This is a genomic window from Paenibacillus lycopersici, from assembly GCF_010119935.1.
Classification (GTDB): domain Bacteria; phylum Bacillota; class Bacilli; order Paenibacillales; family Paenibacillaceae; genus Paenibacillus_Z; species Paenibacillus_Z lycopersici.
Window position 1 is genome coordinate 3,234,214 of sequence record NZ_CP048209.1, and the last position, 21,467, is coordinate 3,255,680.

The following is a 21,467-nucleotide window of genomic DNA, read 5'->3' on the forward strand; positions in this document are numbered from 1 at the left end:
AGGAGGAATCTTATGAAAATTGCAGTGATCGGCGGCAGCGGGCTTATCGGCAGAGGACTCGTTCAGAACCTGAACAATCTCGGACACGAAGCAGTGGCGGCTTCTCCGTCCCTAGGCGTCAACTCGGTAACGGGCGAAGGGCTGGCTGCGGCGCTGGCCGGCGCGCAGGTCGTCGTCGACGTTACCAACTCGCCTTCGTTCGAAGAGCAAGCGGTGCTGACGTTCTTCGCAACATCGACCGGGAATCTGCTAGCCGAGGCGGCGAACGCGGGCGTGCAGCACTATGTCGCCCTGTCGATCGTCGGCACGGACCGTCCGCCCGGAAATGCGTATTTCAACGCCAAGGTCGCCCAAGAGAAGCTGATCCAGGCAGCCGGCATTCCTTACACGATCGTAAGAGCGACGCAGTTCTTCGAATTTGCCGGCGCCATCGCTTATACGGCGACGGAAGGTCAGACCGTCCGTTTGCCTTCCGCCGCCATGCAGCCTATCGCCGCCGCGGATGTGAGCGCAGCTTTGGCAGCTTATGCGTTGGACAAGCCCGTGAATGGCATTGTCGACCTAGCCGGACCGGAGAAGATCGGGATGGACGAATTCGTCCGTTTATCCTTACGGGCGGCCGGGGATAAGCGCGAGGTCGTCACGGACAACGAGGCAGGCTATTTCGGCGGCCAAGTGGACGATAGCTCGCTCGTTCCTGCGGATGACGGCAAAGCGTGCATTGCAGCAACTCGCTTGGCGGATTGGCTCGCGCGCTCCTGATCGCATTGCCGGGAGGCATAGGGAATATCATGGACAGGCAGCTGCCAATCTGTCTTGAAGCGATGTGAGCCAAACAGCTAGAGCTGTCTAAGCCGGGGATCGGGGATGCGGCCGCCAGAACTGACCAAGGTCAGCCGTTCAGGTATTGCGAGCCATTCCGTGTCATCAAACATGGGTTTATCTACATGCCGAGGCTGCCGCATAGGCAGCCTGTTGTGTTTTCTCGTCCTCCGCTAAAGCGAATCGTAGACGCTTATTGTGACAGCCGGTATGAACCGTCACGAACCGGAGCATGATCTGCGATACTGCCGGATGCTGCCGAGCAGCCATAGCAGTATCGGAAGGATCACGTAGACGAACGGATAGAAGCCCCCGATTAAATAGACATTCTTGAGCGAAGCCGTCATCCGGATATCGTGCGAGCTATAGATTAAGTAGGCCAGCCACACCGCCGACATCAGGCAGGCGACCAGCTTCCAGTTCTTGATGCCGGTCCACTCGGATATGCCGTAACTGAGAATGAACAGATCCACCCCCATCTTAATGAAAGCGCCGAGCAGCCATAGGGGGATAAAGAAGGCATCGATGTTCTGGATGAAATTGAGAATGGAAACAAATTTGGTCAGCGAGTAGACGGGAACGATCATTTCGGCGGCCATGTTGGGCCCGGTCACGAATAGAAGCACAAGCGACATGATGACGCCCCATGCCATCGCGACGGCCGTCCCCCACATGATCCCGCGTGCAGCGGACCGTTTGTTCTCCGCGAAATAATACAGCATGAGAACAATCGAAGGATCCACGAGGTAGTTGATCGAATAGTACGTCCCCTTCAGGATATGCAGCCACCCCGAATCGGCATAGACGGGCAGCATTCGCTTCATATCCATGTCCTGTGGGTTGAGAAACAGCTGGGCGAACAGCAGGAACACGAAGAACGGACCGATGACCTCCGCGCATCGGCCGATGGCGACGATTCCGCCCCGATATACCGCGTACGTGACGAGGAACAACATGCACAGCAGGATGAAGATCGTCGGCGTGTTATGCAGCATGACCAGATTTTGAAATTCGGCCATGCCTTTCGCGATCATGGACATCTGTATGAACCATAACAAGAAATACCCCATGACGATACATTTGCCGATTACGGTGCCGAGCAGCATTTTCGCGAAGCCGACGAGCGTCTTGTCCGCGTGCTGCTTGCATACCCTGAGCATGAGCCAGGTTATGGCCATCATGATCAGCGCGCCCAGCAAGATGGAAATCCAGCAGTCCTGGCGCGATTCCTTCGCGGCCAGCTGCAGGGGGAGATAAGAGAAGACGATCATCGATGAGATGTTGACCAGCCAGAACAGCTGGTACCCGCTGACTTTCAAGGCATCCGACGCTCCCCGCAATGCATTATTTGAGCTCCCCGCCGGTTACGCCGACCGAGCGCAGTTGAATATTGGTTTTGACGGTCACGCGGATCGTCTTGAAATCCGTGTCCCAATTCGTTCGATGCCGTTTCCACCAGGAAGGATAGTGGCGATGGAGGTGTTCGCCGATGCCGAATACATCCGTTCCCCGGCGCTGGACCTTATTCATCGTTTGCTGCAGCTGCTTCTGGCAGTAAGCGTTCACGTACTTCTGAACGCTGGCTATCTTGTCGACATCGGCCATGTCCAGATCAGCCGTGTTCTCCAGCAGATAGGACTGCGCTTTGACAGTCAGGACGACCTGACCGGGATTGCCTCGAACGGTGCGGATGCTGCGTCCGAGATGGGTCAAGCGGAACGAGAGCAGGCCATGGCCGGACTTCCACGGAATTGTCAGCCCGTCGATCGAGCCTTTCCCGGCCATCCATATCGCTTCGAAGGCTTCGTCCACCTCCAGGAAGCCTCTGGCCTTCAGTCGCTTGTCCAGAACGGCGAACCCCGAGAATACGGGGAGCGGCGTTTGCTTCTCGCTGCCCAGCGCCGTGTTCTCGACGCGGAAGACCGGTACGACCGGCCGGTTACCGTCAGATTGGCTGTCAATGACGAACTGTCTCGAGGTAAAGTTCTTCAGCCCGTTGATCTGAAGCTCTTTGCTTGCGGCGCGGCTGGACAAGTATTCCATCGGATGCTTGAGCATCACGAAGCTTTTGGCGCTGCCTCCTCTGATCATAAGGACGATATCCCGAAAACTGTTCGCAGGATCCCTGCCGAGTTTATCGAACAGCAGATCGACTTCGTTCGCATGGAAGAACGACTCCCCGATCGCAATCAGAATCCGGTGGCTTGTCATCAGCCTGCGGGGAAGCTTGCGCTGGATTTTCAAACTGGCGTCGTAGACATTCTTGCCCGTCGCCGATACGACGATGAATTGATCCGCATTGCCGCCGTCCTTGAGCTGGGAAGGGATGACGATCTGATGACTGACTTCGATCTGTCCGTCCTCGGCATGATCAACGGCCGTCGCCATAACGAAGGCCAACTGGTTCGGTTCGACGAAATCCGTGCAGCCGGACAGGGGCAGCGCGAGCAGCAGCGCAGATGCCGCGAGGAACATAACACGCATCATCCAGGTTACTCCTTCATGTTCCGTCCGTTCTTCATCCAGAACGGGAAGCGGATGATCAAATCCTTGATACGCTTGCCGTCGAACGGCGCTACGGGGCTCATAAACGGCGTTCCGAACGAATCCAGCATGACCAGGTGAATCAGCAGGAAAATAAGGCCGAACGCGAAGCCGACGAATCCAAGGAACCCGGAAATGAATAGCATCAGGTAGCGGATCAGGCGAAAAGGCAGGGTCGCGCTGTAGCGCGGAATCGTATAGGCGGCAATGCCCGTCAAGGAGATCACGATGATGATCGGCGTGGAGATAATGCCCGCTTCGACGGCGGCTTGACCGATGACGAGCGCTCCGATGATGCTGACTACGGGACCGAGCTGATTCGGTAGATGAACGCCGGCTTCTTGCAGAGCATCGAAAATGAACATCATCAGGAACACTTCGATGACGGTCGGGAACGGCGAGCTCTCTCTGGCGGTCGCGATGCTGATCATCAGATTGCTCGGAATCATCTCCGGATGGAACGTGGAGAGGGAGACATAGATGGCGGGCAAGGCAAACGAAACGAATGTCATGATGTAGCGGATCGTCCGTGTCAGCACGACGAAGACGAAGCGTTCGAAATAATCATCCGCCGACTGCAGCCCGGACCAGAACGTAATGGGCAGTATGAGAGCGAAGGGCGATCCGTTCATGATCAGGGAAACCTTCCCTTCCAGCAGGCAGGCGGTCACAATATCCGGCCTTTCGGTATTCTGGATCTGCGGGAACAGCGAGAACGAACTGCCCTCCAGCCATTCCTCGAGATAGGCGGAATCGATCACGCCCTTCGTCTCGATCTTGCCCAGCTTCTCGCGTACGTCCGCGAGAACCCGTTCATCCGCGAGTCCTTGAACGAAAGCAAGGACGACCTCGGTTTGCGTATAGCTTCCGATCGTATACGACTCCATCTTCAAGTGCGGATGAACGATCCGCCGCCGGATCATGGACGTATTCGTACGGAGAACCTCAACGAAGCCTTCCTTGGATCCGCGCAAGGTCGATTCTTTCTGCGGCTCCTGAATGCTGCGCTTCTCGTAGCCTTGAACTTGCGCGACAAGCGCGGCTGCTTCGCCGTCCGCCAACAATCCGAGACTGCCCTGCAGAATATGGGTGACAAGGTCGGCGGCGGATTGATCCGTCTTGACGTTCGATAGGGGCAGCCATTCGCGTTGGATCGTCTCGGCGAGCGTCTGAAGACGATCGATGCCGCGCGGCAGGCCGTCGAAGAGGAGCGGCTTTAAAATATGATCCTCCACGTTATCCATCTTCGTCATACCATCCACGTACACAAGCAATAGCAGCGTACCGTCCTTCAGCTTGAAGGATCGGAATACGATATCCGAGCAGCCGGCGAATTGCGCTCTGAGATACGCTTCATTCTCTGCAATGCTGCTGCTTAGGGCATTCATGGACGACCACCTCGGCAATTCGAAAGTCATTGGAAGATAGTATGGGCAGAGCCGGTTTAGCCTATGCGATATTGGATGGATTCCCCATTCGGGATCGGGACGATTTGCGAGGATCGGCAGAAATCGCTAAACGTAGTGCTTTTTCGTCAAAGGGAACTTGACACAGGATGTGGAAGAAGACAGAGACCTATATCGAAAATAGAAAGAAGGTGCCGTAACAGAGAGTAGGCAGGGCGTATTCAGAAAACTACCGGCCGACGCCGGTAAATCAATCAGGAGGTACAAATTAATGAGGCGTATGATTGCATTACTGCTTTCCGTTGCGTTAGTTCTATCGATGAGCGCCGTACCGGTCTTCGCATCTTCAAATTCGGAAGCGCTTACAGTCGCGTTGTCGACGGATAACGGAAATATTGCCGACGGTCAGGTCGTGGTCACGGATGTGACCGGTGCAACGGGCAATTTGTATTACGCGATATCCGAAGGACAGGCCGCAGCACCGCCGGATGACACGACCGATTCGGCAGCATCGCTCGGCGCGCAGCCGTTGACATTGAACGCGCCCGTTGGCAGCGCCCAAATGCAGGGCGATTACTTGTACGTGTACGATGCGGACAGCGAAGGACATATTCTCGGTTATGCCGAGGTCCCGCTGACATGGGCGAATATCGGCAAATTGCTCTTCAAGCAGCCGGAAGCGTCCACCGACATCGATTTTAATGCGGCAGGGGCGGCTTGGAGCTCCAAAACGATCGGTCTCCTCGGCGACGACTCGTGGACCGACTACGTCTGGGACCTCGACTTCACGCCGACGACGTGGACCGATGGCAATATTCAGTTCCACGTACGGGATGCCGACGGCCGATTCTACTATCTGCTGCTGGGAACTCCGCAATCCTGGTTTGCCGGCTTGCAGCTCGGACCGGCAGGCGAGTGGGTAACGGGCGGGGGCGTCGGCGCAACGCCGCTTAATGAAACGACGCATGTGCAAGTCAAAGCCGAAGGTCCCGTTATTTCGTTGACTGTCGGCGGCACGACGTTCACGACGGATACTTCCACGGCCGTGTATAACGGCGGCTCTCCGGTTCCGGTGTACGCAAACGGCGGCGTCACGCTCGCGCTATGCGACGGCGGAAGCGGCGCCAGCGAGATGGCGGCCACGATCTCGAATTCGGTCATTCATGCCGTTCGCGACGAGACGGTGACCAGGCAGCCCGACACCTATACGGTATCGTTCAACACTCCGCTCGATGCGACCGCGGTCGCATCGGCTTCAGGCGTGACTAACGGCAGCCTGATCGCGCAGCCGGCCGACCCGACCCGTCCGGGCTTTATCTTCGGCGGATGGTACAAGGATTCCGCGCTTTCGGCGCCGTGGCACTTCGCCTCCGACACCGTGAGCGCGGACATCACGCTGTACAGCAAGTGGAATCCCGAGCTTCCCGACGGAATCGGCGCGCTGACCGCCGTGCTCGTATCCGATCCGGCAATCGTCTCGACCTTGCCGAACGGCACGCTCGAAGCGGCAGACGTGACCGGCGGTTCGGCGGGCGGCTCGTACTATTTCGCGATTTCTTCCACGCAGCAAGCGGCACCGGCTGCCGGCACGAACGTCAGCGCGATCGGCGGGGCGGCTCCGTTGACGATTGGCGCGCCTTTCGGCACGCATGTCGCGCCTAACAAGTGGCTGCTGGTTTACCAGACGGATTCCGCCGGCGCGATCACGGGATACGGCACGACGGCCATCCCTTATAACGTTATCGGAACATTGGTCGCTTCGCCCGCGAGCGCTACGGTCCTACCGGGCAGCGACGCGAGCAACCCGACGCATTTCGGCGACCCTTCGCTGACGGACTACGAATGGAATTTCGATCTCACGCCTGTCTCCGGCGAGCATGGAGGCCTGCAATTCTGGTTGCGGGACAACGGCACGCATTACTACTACATCCTGCTTGGCATGGACAATTCCTGGATGGCCATGTCGGACAACCAGACCTGGCAGAGCGTCGGCCCGGGCGGCTCGGGAATCGCGCCGGAGGTCGGCCAAACCGTCCATTACCGGATCGTGGCCGACGGCAGCAACATTTCGCTGTATAACAGCCTTCCGGGCGCATCGGAATCGCTTGTGTTCTCGAACGCGCTGACTTCAAGCGGCGGACATCCGGTACTGTTGGGCGGCAACGTGGCCGTGTACTCCGACCCGAACTATTCGCTTGATAACTGGGCGACCATGCATACCGACGGTAACTATACATTAGCTGTCGCGAACTCGACCATCAATGTCATTCGACACGCGGGCGACACCGGCAGCAAGAACGTGATGCCGACGGCGAATTTCCTGCCGATCCCGGCACCGGCGGCCGGCAAGTATCCGGTCGGCCGGTACCAATATCCGGATCCATCGAACACGTATAAGACGACCGTTGAATGGAGTCCGGAAATTACGTCGACGTTCGATACGGACACGGCCTATACCGCCAAAGTCACGCTTACGCCGATGATCGCCTCCACGACGTTCGATGGGGTCGATCCGGCGAATATAACCGGCGTTCCGGCAGTAGACGGGATAACGGTGACCGACGCGACAGTCGCGGCGGACGGCGACAACCTCGTGGAGACGATCGAATTCGCGCCGACGGGCAGCACGGCAAACCCGTTCGGGGAAGACGACTTGGTATTCGCGGACGAGTTCAACGGAACGAGCGTCGATACGAGCAAATGGACGGTGGAATCCGCGCAGCCGCGTCAGGGCCGCAGCGTATGGCTGCCGAACGAGGTAGCGGTCGATGGCCAAGGCAACCTGGCCATCAACATCGAGAAGGATCCGAACGGCGGCACGGATTACTATTCCGGCTTGTCCGCATCGGATCAAGCCAACTTCATCGACGCGGGCGCAGTCATGCAGAAGAACGATTTCATCAGCGGCTATGGCTATTACGAGGCCAGGATCAAGTTCCCGGTCGTCTCGGGAACGTGGGGCGCATTCTGGAAATACGCTTCGATCGTGCTTGCCGAAGGGGACCAAGGCATCGACGGCACCGAGAACGACATTGTCGAGTCGATCCATAACGAAACCGGGGATATTGACAGCGCCATCCACTGGGACGGATACGGATCGAATCACAAATCATTGGGTATCACGACCAACTATCCAAGCGTGTACGACGGCAATTTCCACACCTTCGCGATGGATTGGTCGCCGTACGAGTACATTTATTACGTGGATGACGTAGAAGTCGCGCGCATCGACCGGAACACGCAGGATGGGAACGGCAATACGCCCGGGATCTGTCAGAATCCGACGAACATCCTTCTGTCGGTCGAGGGCGCGAGCTGGGCGGGCGCGCTGCCGGCAGGATTCAATGGCGCGCAAATGCTGGTGGATTACGTGAAGGTCTACGATCAGCCGAAGCATGTCCAGATTCCGCCGAATCAACGCGTTAACCTGACGGATTACGTAAAACTGGACCTGGGCACGGCATACGACAAGGCTGCGTCGAAATGGCAGGTTGTGGCGACGCTGACCAACGTGGCTGCTTCGGGAGATCCGCAATCCGGCGAATTGACGTTCCAGGGCAATACGCAGCCGTACACGGTGAATGCGGGCGCGCCGGCGAAGTTCTATTACGACGTCACGCCTTCCGCGACCGAAGTGAGTACGAAGTATACCGCAGCGTATACCGATACGACCGTAATCGGCGCCGGGACGGGCACGGCAAGCACGACGCTAGGCGTTGTGTACGCCTCGCCTGCTAACCAGCCGGTGACGGTCGACGGTGCATTGAACGACGCGGCATGGGCTGACGCCCAAACGATCGATCTGAACAAGGGGACCGCTTCCAGCATGGATCCCGGCGTCACCGCGGCCGGGAAACTGACCTGGGACAATCAGAACTTGTATCTCGGCGTGACGGTCAACACGCCGTCATTTAACCAGACCAACAGCGGCGGCAATATCTGGATGGGGGATGGGATACAGGCTGCGCTGCGAGGTCCGCTCGGCTATCGCGAGTTGGGCTTCGCCTTGAACAGCAATGATTCCGGCATGACGCAGTGGAACTGGGGCGCGGACGGGTCTCTGACAGGCGCGAACAGCGCAATACCTGCTTCCGATGCTGCAACCGCGATCGTCCGCGACGCTGCTGCCGGTACGACGACGTACGAAATCGCGGTCAAGTGGTCCTACCTCGGAGTGGACGGCGCTGCGGTTGCTGCGGGCGACGTGTATCATATCGCCTTAGTGGTGAACGATTCGGCTTCCGGCGCCAGAGGATACCTGGCCTACTTCGACGGGATTGCCACCGGCGCGAAAGGCGCGGGCATGGGCGAATTGCTGCTGGAAGGACCGCGGCAGCAGCTTTCCGACGATGCGGCACTGGGAAGCTTAACGGTTGACGCGGCTGCGCTGGCTCCGGCCTTTGACCCGGCAAGCACCGCATACACGGTCAATGTGGACAACGCAACCGATTCCATCGTGATTCACGCGGCGGCCAATGACGCCAATGCCTCGGTGGCTGGAGATGGAACCCATGATCTGGCGATCGGCACGAACGTCATCCCTGTCACCGTGACAGCCCAGGACGGTACGAAGAAGATCTACACGATCACCGTCATTCGGGCGGCAGCGGCACCGGCGGACACCGTGAACATTAGCGGCGTGCAGGTACGCTTCACGGTGCAGAACGGCACGGCGCTGCTTGACCTGAGCGACAAGTCGCTGGTGCAAAGTATCTTGAACAATGCGGGCAAAGACATCGCCATCGACCTCTCTGCCGCCAATACCGCCGCCGTGAAAGTAACGATCAATGTCAGCCTGTTCAAGAACATCGGCAAAACGGTCACCATTATCACCAAGGATGGCAAGTATACGGTTACCACCCAGCAGCTGTGGAACAACTCCGGCAAGCCAAGAGTGATTACGGTCAAGAATGGCAAACTGGATTTCAAGAATGGTTGACGGTTAAGCCCTGCATAGACGAACGAATAAGGATATCGCCCGCCGTTTGAACGGCGGGCGGTTTCCGGTTTGTTATCATGTTCGACAGGTTAATCCGGCTTGATGTCGATGTTTGCCCGGCACTTCAAGCGGGACAAAGGGCTTTCGTCAATCTACGGCGAAATGTACCTTGTGCGACTGGATTAAGGGGTAAACGGTAACCAAAAGGAGGAATTGCAATGACGACCAAGCAAACGATCATTCCGCATCTGTGGTTCGACAAGGAGGCGAAGGAAGCCGCCTACTGGTACGCGTCCATCTTCCCGCAAGCCAAGGTGACGCAGGTGTCGACGATCAGCGGCACGCCGTCGGGAGACTGCGACATCGTCGCGTTCGAGCTCTGGGGGCAGCAATTTGCCGCAATCAGCGCCGGACCGGTATTCGCGTTCAATCCGTCCGTGTCGTTCATCGTTAATTTCGACCCGTCCCGGGAGCCTGATGCGGCTAACATGCTTCAGTCGATGTGGAATCATCTGTCCGACGGCGGCATGCCGCTGATGCCGCTCGGCGAGTATCCGTTCAGCAAGCGGTTCGGCTGGATTCAGGACAAGTATGGGGTGTCTTGGCAGCTTATGCTGACCGATCCGGACGGAGAGGAGCGGCCGGCGATCGTGCCGTCGCTCATGTTCGTCGGCGAGAATTGCGGCAAGGCGGAAGAAGCGATTCGCTTCTACACCTCCGTATTCGAGCATGCGAAGCCGGGGAATCTCCTTCGATATCCGCCGGGCATGGAGCCCGAACAGGCGGGGAGCGTCATGTTTGCCGATTTTCGGCTCGAAGGGCTCTGGCTTGCCGCGATGGACAGCGCGCGCGAGCACAATTTCCAATTTAACGAAGCCATCTCCTTCATGGTCTATTGCGATACGCAAGCGGAAATCGACCATTATTGGGAACGTCTCTCGGCGGTCCCGGCTGCCGAGCAATGCGGCTGGTTGAAGGATCAATACGGGTTGTCGTGGCAAATCGTGCCGCGGAGCATGGATGAGATGACGCGAAACGGTACGCCTGAACAGCGAGCACGGGTAACCCGGGCGTTCATGAGCATGAAGAAGTTCGATCTCGCGGCCTTGCAGCGAGCCTACGAGGGTTAACGGAACAGAACTAGCAGGTTCGACGCGCCTCGCGAAGCGTCAGCACAGCCAAGCTCGACGCTTCGCGAAGAATGGATATAGTCGAGACCTAGCGTTCATACGCCGCATGTCCGGGCTTTTGTGCCCGACATGCGGTTTTTCCTGTTTGCTTGCAGCGCATCATCCGAGCATGCACATGCCCCAAAATAGCGCATGCGCGAACCGAATCTATCAGAATCCCAGTCCATTCGCGATGCGGTTGAATAGAATAATCATGCAGTACTTGTCCATTTGAAGAGGAGGAATGACGTATGGCTGTCAGCAAAAAACAGATTTCGAAATACTACGGCAAGAAGATCTACGCGGTCAAGAAGGACGGGACGATCGTTACCGGCACAGTGACGCAGATCCGGGGGAATCGCGTGATTCTTACGCAGTACAGGCAGGAAAAAGGGGAAACGGTGAAAGCGAAGTTTCTGATTCCGTTGCTGCTCTTCGATTTACTCGCAATCGGCCTGTTTGCGGGGTTCGGCGGCGTCGGCGGTTTTGGCGGAGGATTCTTCTATTAGTCTTGGCCGGCTGCGGGCTAGAGAAAGAAGAACGAGAAGGGGTATAAACATGATCCGATCTGCTTATGGACCGCATAAATTGCGGTTTTTTGTTTGTAAATTCCGGTCGCCGCCCGGATACATAAATTGCATCTATTACCGAAATTTGTTGTCATTTGAGAGGAAAACGGTCAGATAAAGCGAATGACTAGGTAATGTCTTCTTAAAGGTGGAGAACCTATTGGCAGAAATCATGCAGGGCATCGTCGGCAACTTTATGTTTATTTGCATCCCGTCCATCCTCTATTTCGTGTTCTGGACCAAATACGGTGAGAAGACGGGGAAGGTTCAACAAATCGTCTTGTTCGCTTTTTTGAGCGTCACGCTCATCCTCTGCATGACATTTCCGTATCCATACGGAACGCGTTACTTGCTGGATTTTCGGCTTATTCCCCTTGTGCTTGGCGTTATCTACGGCGGTCCGTGGGTCGGCGCAGCGCTGCTCGTTATCTTAATGGCATACCGCTGTATGATCGGCTTTGGGGAAGGAGCTTTCTTCGCTTTATTGTCGGCTTCCGCAACCTACTTCAGCCTTGCCGCCATTACATGGAAAGTACAATTAAACAGCCCCAAGAGACTATTCCAGGCGATCGTCGTGTCCGCGGCGCTGCTTCCGATGCTGCTCAAGCTGGTCTGGTTCGGCCTCGGCCTCTTTACCTTCAGCGAATTGATGCATCTCATCGTATTCAAGTGGATCGAGTTTACGGCGATCTGGGTAACGGTATATCTCGTAGAACTGGTCAGCAGCCATTACCGCATTCAACTCGAACTGCAAGAGATCGAGAAGATGCGGGTTATCAGCCAGATCGCCGCGAGCGTATCGCATGAGATTCGCAATCCGCTTACGACCGTCAAGGGACTCCTGCAATTGTTCAAAGAGAAGGAGCTATCCAGGGATAAACGCGTGAACTTGACCGAAGTGGCGCTGCATGAACTGAGTACCGCGATCAACATCATTTCGGATTACTTGACTTTCGCCAAGCCGCAAATGGCCAAAATGACGCCGCTCGTTATTGGCGAAGAGCTTCATCAGGTGGTTAGCGTATTGACGCCGTACGCGAACATGCAGCAAGCAGCGCTAACGATTGCGGTCGAAACCGATCAGCCGATACTCGGGGACAGCCAGCAATTTCGTCAAAGCATCATCAACATCGTCAAAAATAGTATCGAGGCTGCCCCCAATGGCCAAGTCGATATTGCGGTGCTCATGAATCGCGGCGCCGTCGTCTTGCGAATCCAAGATACGGGCTGCGGCATGACCGTGAATCAGATACAGCGGCTCGGCACGCCCTACTATTCCACGAAGGAGAAAGGCACCGGCCTCGGTACAATGGTCGCCTTCAGTATTATTCGGGCCATGAGCGGAACGATCCATGTGGAAAGCGAAGTCAACAAAGGCAGCGTATTCGAGATTTCATTCCCGGTCACGACGGCGACGGTTGCCGGGCAACGGGAGCAAGACTAGCGAAGGCGGTAGAAAGTCTATTGGATCGAACAGCAGCTCAAGCTGGGACTGACGATCCTGGATTGACGATCCTGAATTGATGATCCTGAACTGACGACCTCCGGCAGACCGGCCATGGCGCTTCATGGCGACCAGCCAGCGCCTCCCGTATACTTACATCCCATTCGGCGAGAAGCCGTTCGCCCGAAAAACCTCTTTTTGTACAAGCGAAATCTCAGTTTCGTCCATTTGCGAGTATCGGTTCGATCCTGTATAGTAGAATCAATTGAGATTGATTATCATTATTGGGGGAAGAGCTACCGATGTCAAAATGGAAGACGTTATCACTGGTCCTCGTCGCAGCGGCGTTGTTGACCTTCACCGCCGCGTGCGGATCGAATGGGGACACGGCGAACAAGAACGGAGCCAATGCCGGGACGGCCGACAATGCCGGCGATACGGCGAAAGCCGATGATTCGGCGAATGCCGGGAATGCCGGAACGGCAGCCAACGCCGGGAACGACAAGCCGGCCGGCGCGAGGAACGCGGCCGCCGATCAGCCGGAGACCCGCACGTACAAGGATTCGGCGGGCAATGAAATTACGGTGCCATCGGCGCCGCAGAAGCTTGTCGCGATTAATTATGTCGGCGATATGCTCGCACTTGGCGTCAAGCCCGCCTACACGACCGCTTACGAGCTGGATACGTATGGCGACGCATTGTCCGGGGCCGTCAGCATCGGCGACCGGCCCGTGAACATGGAGAGCCTGCTCGCGCTTTCGCCGGATTTGATCGTGTCGGACGATACCGACGAAGCGAACGTCGTCGATCAGCTTAAGAAGATTTCGCCGACCGTCATCCTGCCATTCTGGACGCCGGATCCTTACGAGCATCTGCGTGCCGTCGCCGATCTGCTGGACAAGAAACCGGAAGCGGAGCAGTGGATCGCCAAATACGAAGCCAAGGCAGCCGCGACCAAAGCGCTGATCCATCCGGACGGCGAATCCAAGGAAACGGCGCTGCTGCTCATCATTTCCGGCAAGGACATGGGGATCTCCGGCGTTCGCAACGGAGGCTTCACGCTCTATCGTCAGCTGGGCTTCCAACCGCCCGCGAAGATGGAGCCGCTGCTGAAGAAAGACGAAAACTTCGGCTGGGAAACGGTAACGCTGGAATCCCTGACGACGTTCGCGCCGGATCGCCTCTTCGTGGAAATGGACGATACCGGCGAAGCAACGAAGTCGACGTTCGAAGCGTTGAAGAAGAGCGCGGTCTGGCAGTCGCTCGCCGCGGTCAAGAGCGGCAAAGTCTATGAGGTGACGAACAAATGGGGCCTCGGCGACGCGACGTCGCTGGACGCCCAGCTGGACGAAACTACGGCCCATCTCACGGGCAAATAAGCGCCGAGATTCATCCAATAAGGAAATGCCGTCGACTTCACGGTCGATGGATTTCCTTTTTTCTTTGTTAACTCTCGAATCATCTCACTCCCTGTAGAGAGGAGCTTCTTCATGATAGATCGGCAACCATCGGCGGAAGCGCCCGGGCTGTCCGGGCTGTTGTTCATGCAGACGGGCTTGGCGCTGCATGCCCGCTCGTCGGGCTGGACTGAGGCGGCGTCGATCGGCGCGAATGCGTACCGGCTATTCGCGGTGACGGAAGGGGCGGGCCGCTTCCGCTCCGGCGCGTCCGACTTCACGGCGCGGCAGGGAGATTGCGTCCTGCTGGGAGCCGATGAATGGCATATCGGCGCTGGCGGCGACAGCGGCTTCCGCTATTATGAGCTGGCGTTCGTGCGGTTGATGCCAGCGTGGCCCGGCGCCGGCTGCGGCGCGACCGATACCGGACTTGCGGAACTGCCTTGGCGCGGCCGGATCACCGCCTTGTCCGAAGCGTTCGCGCGGCTGACCGGTCAGCTGGAAGCCCTGTCGGCCGATCAAGCAGCGCCGGATGACGCGCTGAGTCGGATGCGCGCGCATATTCGGTTCCAGGAGCTGCTGCTGTTCGCGTTCGAGCAGTTCCGCGCGGAGCTGGGCGCGCGGGTGGACTCGCGATCCGCGGTCGAACGGATCGTCGAGCGGCTGAGCCGGGATTTCCGCGAGGAATGGTCGATCGAGCGGATGGCGAGCGATGCCAATCTCGGCGTCTGGCAATTCCGCCGCCTCTTCCGGGAGCTGACAGGCCGGAACCCGAATGAATATATTGCCGAGCTGCGAATCGAACGGGCGAAGGAGCTGCTGTTCGCTTCGGACGAGCCGCTTGCCGCGGTCGCCCGCAAGGTCGGGTTCCACGATGAATATTATTTCAGCCGTCGATTCCGGCAGTTGACGGGTCACACGCCGCGCACGTACGCGCGCTCGCAGCCGCGGGTCGTCGCGTTCACGCATTATGGCGATATGCTCTCGCTCGGCAGCAAGCCGCTGGCCGCCGAGCACAGCCTGTTGGACTGGCTGCGCGGGTCGCATACCGTCGGCGTGCAGCCGATCGACATGAACGCGAACGGCCTGGAACAGGTTCAGGCGCTGCGGCCCGATCTCATTCTCGTGAATGCGTATACGTCGCCGGCATTCGCGGACGAGTTGAAGCGGATCGCTCCGACGGAGACGCTGTTGACGGGCAGATGCATGTTCCGGCAGCTGGCGGACGCGGCGGAGATCGTCGGCAAGCGAGCCGAAGCGCGCGAGTGGCTGGCGCGGTACCGGGTGAAGGCGGCGCGATTGAAGGCGGCGCTCCGCAAGGAAATCGGTCGGCGCGAGACAGCCGTCTTCTTCCACGTCGTCGACAGGGCGCTCTATCTGTACCGGCCGGAAGAGGCGCCCGTGCTCTACGACGTGCTCGGCTTCGAGCCGCCGGATTCGCTGCGGCGCTTGATCGCCGAACGCGGCGATACGCGCTTGTTCGTGCCGGCCGATGCGTTCGCAGCATACGAAGCGGATCGCGTCTTCGTCGTGTCGGGCAGGCACGCCGTCGCCCGCGAGACGCTGTCGGAGCTGCTGCGCAATCCGGCGTGGGCAGCCATGGAAGCCGCCAAGCGGGGGCGAGTCTATTTCATGGACGAGTCTTGGTCGCTGGACGGCTCGATCGCGCTGGAATGGCAGCTGGACGGCATGACCGAGCTGCTGCGGACGGAGCGGCGTTGATCGGGCAGTTGATTTCGATTCAATTGCGCTATAAACTTCATAAGTAGAGCGTCTTGCTGGATGATGGGATGTATTGGGCTGCGGCCCGTCGAGGATTCCCGTCGTACCGAGGCGCTTTTCTTTTTTCGCTCTATTAAGGGGGATACCATGATTTCCGAAGCGCTTCAAGAAGAAATCAAAAGGGCTTACGGCTTTGCTGCATTAACGGTCGAGAAGTACTTCGAAGGATATGGCTCAGCGTATGTAGCACTCCTGCGTACGAATGAAGGGAAGTATGTCGTTAAGGGCAAGAATAATCGCGATTCGGATTTGTTTTCCGTTTATAATCATCTGCATAAACACAATTATCCCCACCTCTTCAAGCTCAGAAAACCTTCGGGGAAGCAGATTTTTCTGGAATCCGACGGCATGATCTGCTACGTATACGCCTATATGGAAGGGGAAACTCAGCGTACGACCGACTTCCCTATGCGGCACCTCATCATCAATCGATTTTGAAGGGATGCCTGGAATCATTCGGCACCTTATCAGCCCTGCCCCGAGCCCTTATCCACGGCGATATAGGAAGGAGTAACTGGATCTTGAACGAGTCGGATAACGATATCACGCTGATCGATTGGGATGGATGCGGGTTAGCCAAGAATAATCGAGTTCGGTGCCCCTTTGTTTGGTTTATTGTCCGATGAGCTGGCGTTTAATTGGACGGCGGCCAAAGCGCTGATGAAGGCCTATTGCAGTCAGATTACCCTTACAAGTGAAGAAACGGATCTCTTCATTTATGCAATCCTATTTCTTCCCAGCAATTACATTCTGATGGGGGATACGGAAATAAAGCTGAAGCGAATCCACTGGGTTCTACAGCATGAGCATCAAATTAAGGCATTGGTGACTTCTTAAGCATACTACGATTGACTCTCGGGGAGATTGGAGGCGGGAAGCTTTTATTTTTGATTTGGGCGGAACGCTAATCGATTACGAAGGATTCCCTCAATATTGGGGGGATTATTACGTGCCGGCGTTTAAACAGGTCTCGGACCAGTTAAACTTGCATGCCGCAGAAGAACATATTCACGCAGCTGCAGAAACGCTTAAAACATATAATCCCCGACTGTACCCGCGAGAGATAGAGTACCAGCCCGCCTATATATTTGCCGATGTATTTCATGGATGGCGTATCGCAGACGAGATGATCGATACCGCAATCGCAGCTTTTTTCGCCTATTTCCAACAGACCGTGATGATCTATCCGGAGACCATCAGCGTGATTGATTACCTTCATGTGAAGGGATATAAAATCGGGATTCTAACGGATGTACCGACCGGCATGCCGACAGAGGTTCTGATGCAGGATATTCGTGCGTTTGAAGATAAAATCGATTACTTCCTAACCTCAACGGACTGCGGATATCGTAAGCCTAATGCAAAAGGAATCGAAATCATCGCAGAGCGCTTCGGCGTCGATGTTTCAAAAATCGCGGTAGTCGGAAACGAAAAGAAAGACGTCGCAGCAGCAATTAATGCCGGAACGGTTTCGATCCTGATCAATAGGGAAAGCACGACTAAGGATTACGGGGAAGATCTGCGAATCTCGCAGCTTACTGAAATCATACATCTCATGGAAAATGAATGAATACCGGTGGTGATCGAGCTTGACTACGGAAATCTTCTTTTCTTCGAACAAATTGGGTGAACTAAAATAACCGCTGCAATGCAGATATTTTATTGATGAAGCAGAAGATATATTCGGATGGAAATATTCGATAATGTCGCGCCTTTCGGGCAGGCATATTAGCGAACAAGAGCTGGCAACCGGGCTTATCCGGGAAGTTAATATGCGACTAATAATGTTACCTGGGACAGTAAGCTTTCTTTCGCTAATTGGGCGAAAGCATATACTGAATCTGCAGAGTTCTTAACTAACATATAATAGGCGATAGGAGCATGTTAGCAGGTAAAGGAGAGCATACACGCATGGAGGTCATTACGAAAAGCAATCATCAAGTAACGATTCGACCCTTTGAGGTGCTGGACTTTGATGGCGTCCAGCAACTGAACCTCGAAGAAGGATGGAGTAATCTAGTCGGCAGAGGCGAGGAAACTAAAGAGGCCTGGCTTAAGTCGAATATAAAATTCGTCGTCACAGACGAAGCCAATGTAATAGGCTATGTAAGAGGATTCACAGACACGCAGATATCCATCTATCTATGCGAGCTATTAATTAAAAAGGAATTTCGCGGTTTGGGTATTGCAACCGTTCTCTTGCAATATGTTCACAGCTTATATCCAAAAACGAGAATGGAGTTATTGGCAACGAAGAGTTCACGCGCCTACTACGAAAAATCGGGCTATCGAAGCTTCTACGGATTCCGAAAGACGCTCGATGAATAATCTCAATGGCGGATAAGGGGAGTGGGGAGATGACAACGCTTAAAGGAAGAGTGGTAACAGGTATAGGGAACTTTTCATATTGGATTGAGAAGCTAAGCGCGTATTATGAAGCCAAGACGGGGATGAAGCTGTACCCGGGAACATTAAATATCGAACTCAATGCACCGTATGACTTACCGATGCATGCCATTCGGCTGGAAAAAGAAGAATACAACGGGACTGTCTCGGTTAGCATTCAATTATGCTCGATATTCGGACGAGAGGCTTTCATCTTACGAACGGACGGCAATGCTTCCGGTAACGGCGATCATCCCCGAACCATTATCGAAATCGCAACGGATGTTAGATTACGCGACCGGTACAACTTACAAGACGGAGACATCGTTGAAGTGGAAGTAGTAAACTAGCAGGCACAACCTTCCCGAGCAGCCTGTCCATTCGCGACGCGGCAGGCGGATTGGCGATGATCTGAAGATAAAGCAACAACCTCTTATCCTTTCCACTAGGCTGGAGGTTGTTTTTTTTTGTGCGCATATTTAAGTATTTATAATCCGATTCTAAATATATGTTGCATAAAACACGATATACGCATAAAATGACTTATATTATATTGTATGATGGATGCTATATAAGCACGGGTTAGAAGGGGGGCTTAAACATGTTTCAAGAAGAACGCATGAACGGGATTATGGAGCATTTGAACCGGAACAAACGGATCGATATTAAAGACATCTGCCAGCAGTTCGAGGTTTCCCGCGACACGGCGCGCCGCGATCTGCTGCGAATGGAGGAGCTCGGGTTGATTCTCCGTACGCACGGAGGAGCGGTCCTTCCGATGAAATCGAAAGAAATACTAGAGTACAAGGACCGGCTGGTCATGGAATCAAGCGTGAAGCACGACATCGGGAAGCTTGCCGCCTCGCTGGTGAACAACGACGACTATATTATGATGGATGCTTCGACGACCGTGCAGTTCGCGGCCGAGCATCTGGCGGCGGAGCAAGTTGTCGTCGTGACGAGCTCGATCGATATCGCGGACGCCCTGTCGAAGAAGAAGTCGGTACGGACGTACTTGTTAGGCGGCGAATTGAATGCCCAGCACCGGTTTCTGTTCGGGCAGGCCGCAATCGATAGTTTGGCCAATTATCAAGTCGACAAATTATTGCTCGGCGCTTGCGGAATTACGGCCAGCGGCTTGTCTTATCCGGATGTGGACGACGGCGTGGTGAAGCGCGAAATGATCAAGAAGGCGAATCAAGTCATTGTATTGGCCGATCATACGAAATTCGGCGACCAGATGTTCTACAGAATCGCCGGACTGGACGCCATTGATCTGCTTATTACAGACCGGAGGCCAGAACGTGAATTCATGGAAAAGCTTGCCGAGCATCATGTGGAACTGCTTGTTATAGGGGAGGAAGATTCGGATGATTAAACTCATCGTGAGCGACTTGGACGGTACGTTATTGAATCACAGCAAACAAATCGATGACCGGGATCTGCGGGCGATCACCAAGGCTCAAGCGAACGGATTCGAGATGTGCATCGCATCCGGCCGGATGAATGCGGAAATTCAAATTATCATGCAGCCGTTTGCGCACGGTTACCATGCTGTCGGACAGAATGGGGCAACCGTTCATCTCAGCAGCCGGCAGCTGCTGACAACGACGGAATTCATGCCGGACATGGCCGTTCGATTGCTGCAAGCTGTCGACAAGGACGCATTCGTGAACTTTATCCATTGCACCGACGATTCGTATTTTGCCCGGGTACGCAATGAACAAGCTATACCTTATGAGGCACGGATTATGATCGACGCCTCGATTCATGCCGATTTGGAACAGGCGCTGGCAGCCGATGCGCTGCGGTGCAGCAAGCTATCCTTCTTCGGGGAACTGGAGAAGCTGAACGGGCTGCAGGCTCTTCTGGCTGACCGATTTGCAGGGCAGATCGAAACCTTCATCAGCGATAAGGACTGTCTCGATGTGATGCCGCTTCATGTCTCCAAAGGCGCAGGATTATCGCGGCTGATCCGGAAGCTTGGTCTTGAACCGGAAGAAGCGGCATGCATCGGCGATTCATTCAACGACCTGTCCATGTTCGCGATAACGCCGCATAGCTTCGCCATGAGCGGAAGTCCCGAGACCGTACGCGCCCAGGCGAGCGAGGTCGTCCATTCTGTGGCCGAGGCGATCGAACGGGTAATGGACAGAAATCTCCAGGCGGTAGGGAACTAAGAAGCAGAGGCGTGCTAGAAACAAAGTTACGTGCAGACCGATGGAATTCTGGCCGGTGATGGACTGGCTTGTCACCGCTTGCGCGCCAACAAAAACGGCAGACTCGGATTTCCATGAGCGGGTCAGATTGTTGAGAACGATACGCTGCTTCGAGCAGGCTCGTGGTAAACGGCTTCTTGGCGCACGAACAGCTCCTGTTCGTCTGCGTGTCATGGTCTGCTGGTGCCGCTACGAACCAGCCGGCTTCGCGACGGCTTGTTCACGGTGCGTCCGTCGATGCAAGGAGGCGGACAGGAGATCCGTTATTCGCTGCTTGATGACGTTTTTTCGTGTGCTCGCGGACAGACGATCCGTTATATCGGCTGATTTGCCTGTTTTCGATGTCATTCGGGGACATTAACGGATCCTGTGTCCGTGCGCTGCCCCACAAGCCCGATTTCGCCACAATAGCGGGACCTCTGTCCGTTAGTCCTAGAAGGGGAATCCTCTCCTCTCCTTTCCTTCCCATACATGCGGCCATTGCTCCTTCGACTTTCGCGCAAACAAACGGCAGACTCGCGTCTGCCGTTTGTTTGCGCGTTCGGACAATACCTTCCGCCGGCACGAGAAGCGTCGGTTATGGTTACCGCATTCGCCATCGTGCAGCTCGGCATCGGCAATCATGATGCTAGAACAATAATGAACGCGAGATAATAGCCAGCAAGATAAACAGTACGAGAATTCCGCCTGCGCCGAATCCTGCGCCGACGCCAGGGCCGCAGCTGCCGCCTTGACCTACGCCGCCGACATTACCATAACCATATCCCATGAGTCCAGCTCCTTTAGTTGTA

At 55.7% G+C, this 21,467-nt stretch carries 17 protein-coding genes; 13 read left to right on the forward strand and 4 right to left on the reverse strand.

All coding sequences use genetic code 11. The annotated features are described in order from the left end of the window. Positions 1-12: 12 nt before the first annotated feature. A complete protein-coding gene (locus GXP70_RS14390) occupies positions 13-762 on the forward strand; it encodes an SDR family oxidoreductase (RefSeq protein WP_162357457.1) in 750 nt (249 codons plus the stop codon). Between the two features lie 278 nt (positions 763-1,040). Here GXP70_RS14390 and GXP70_RS14395 read toward each other — a convergent pair whose 3' ends face one another. The 3 genes from GXP70_RS14395 to GXP70_RS14405 are packed head-to-tail and all read right to left on the reverse strand — an operon-like array spanning position 1,041 to position 4,754. Then, positions 1,041-2,141, reverse strand: a complete 1,101-nt coding sequence (locus GXP70_RS14395; protein WP_162357458.1) for a GerAB/ArcD/ProY family transporter — start codon at positions 2,139-2,141, stop codon at positions 1,041-1,043. Positions 2,142-2,166: 25 nt separating this feature from the next. Then, positions 2,167-3,309, reverse strand: a complete 1,143-nt coding sequence (locus tag GXP70_RS14400; protein WP_162357459.1) for a Ger(x)C family spore germination protein — start codon at positions 3,307-3,309, stop codon at positions 2,167-2,169. 5 nt (positions 3,310-3,314) lie between these two features. Beyond that, positions 3,315-4,754, reverse strand: a complete 1,440-nt coding sequence (locus tag GXP70_RS14405) for a spore germination protein (RefSeq protein ID WP_162357460.1) — start codon at positions 4,752-4,754, stop codon at positions 3,315-3,317. 289 nt (positions 4,755-5,043) lie between these two features. Between GXP70_RS14405 and GXP70_RS14410 the strand changes: the two genes are divergently transcribed. From GXP70_RS14410 to GXP70_RS14470, 12 genes are all read left to right on the forward strand, one after another. Then, positions 5,044-9,711, forward strand: coding sequence for a family 16 glycosylhydrolase (locus GXP70_RS14410; protein WP_162357461.1), 4,668 nt, complete (start codon positions 5,044-5,046; stop codon positions 9,709-9,711). A gap of 218 nt (positions 9,712-9,929) precedes the next feature. Next, positions 9,930-10,841, forward strand: coding sequence for a VOC family protein (locus tag GXP70_RS14415; RefSeq protein WP_162357462.1), 912 nt, complete (start codon positions 9,930-9,932; stop codon positions 10,839-10,841). Positions 10,842-11,131: 290 nt separating this feature from the next. Further along, positions 11,132-11,389, forward strand: a complete 258-nt coding sequence (locus GXP70_RS14420) for a 50S ribosomal protein L33 (RefSeq protein WP_162357463.1) — start codon at positions 11,132-11,134, stop codon at positions 11,387-11,389. Positions 11,390-11,609: 220 nt separating this feature from the next. Then, positions 11,610-12,893 (forward strand): ATP-binding protein, encoded by a 1,284-nt coding sequence (locus GXP70_RS14425; protein WP_162357464.1) that lies wholly within the window; start codon positions 11,610-11,612, stop codon positions 12,891-12,893. Between the two features lie 302 nt (positions 12,894-13,195). Next, entirely contained in the window at positions 13,196-14,272 is a 1,077-nt protein-coding gene (locus GXP70_RS14430) for an ABC transporter substrate-binding protein (RefSeq protein ID WP_162357465.1), read from the forward strand. A 111-nt stretch (positions 14,273-14,383) separates the two neighbouring features. After that, positions 14,384-16,012, forward strand: coding sequence for an AraC family transcriptional regulator (locus GXP70_RS14435; RefSeq protein ID WP_162357466.1), 1,629 nt, complete (start codon positions 14,384-14,386; stop codon positions 16,010-16,012). Between the two features lie 60 nt (positions 16,013-16,072). Next, positions 16,073-16,510, forward strand: a complete 438-nt coding sequence (locus GXP70_RS14440; protein ID WP_162357467.1) for a hypothetical protein — start codon at positions 16,073-16,075, stop codon at positions 16,508-16,510. Positions 16,511-16,964: 454 nt separating this feature from the next. After that, positions 16,965-17,642, forward strand: coding sequence for an HAD family hydrolase (locus GXP70_RS14450; RefSeq protein ID WP_162357469.1), 678 nt, complete (start codon positions 16,965-16,967; stop codon positions 17,640-17,642). Positions 17,643-17,983: 341 nt separating this feature from the next. Further along, the gene (locus GXP70_RS14455) at positions 17,984-18,400 is read left to right on the forward strand and encodes a GNAT family N-acetyltransferase (protein WP_162357470.1); all 417 of its coding nucleotides are present in this window, start codon (positions 17,984-17,986) and stop codon (positions 18,398-18,400) included. A gap of 29 nt (positions 18,401-18,429) precedes the next feature. Further along, entirely contained in the window at positions 18,430-18,807 is a 378-nt protein-coding gene (locus tag GXP70_RS14460; RefSeq protein WP_225442803.1) for a DUF120 domain-containing protein, read from the forward strand. Positions 18,808-19,058: 251 nt separating this feature from the next. Continuing rightward, complete coding sequence (locus GXP70_RS14465) at positions 19,059-19,835, forward strand: DeoR/GlpR family DNA-binding transcription regulator (protein ID WP_162357471.1); 777 nt, start codon at positions 19,059-19,061, stop codon at positions 19,833-19,835. Beyond that, complete coding sequence (locus GXP70_RS14470) at positions 19,828-20,637, forward strand: Cof-type HAD-IIB family hydrolase (RefSeq protein ID WP_162357472.1); 810 nt, start codon at positions 19,828-19,830, stop codon at positions 20,635-20,637. The genes GXP70_RS14465 and GXP70_RS14470 overlap by 8 nt, the downstream gene beginning before the upstream one ends. A 667-nt stretch (positions 20,638-21,304) precedes the next feature. Here the strand turns inward: GXP70_RS14470 and GXP70_RS29575 are convergent. Continuing rightward, positions 21,305-21,445 (reverse strand): hypothetical protein, encoded by a 141-nt coding sequence (locus GXP70_RS29575; RefSeq protein ID WP_192043455.1) that lies wholly within the window; start codon positions 21,443-21,445, stop codon positions 21,305-21,307. Positions 21,446-21,467 lie beyond the last annotated feature (22 nt).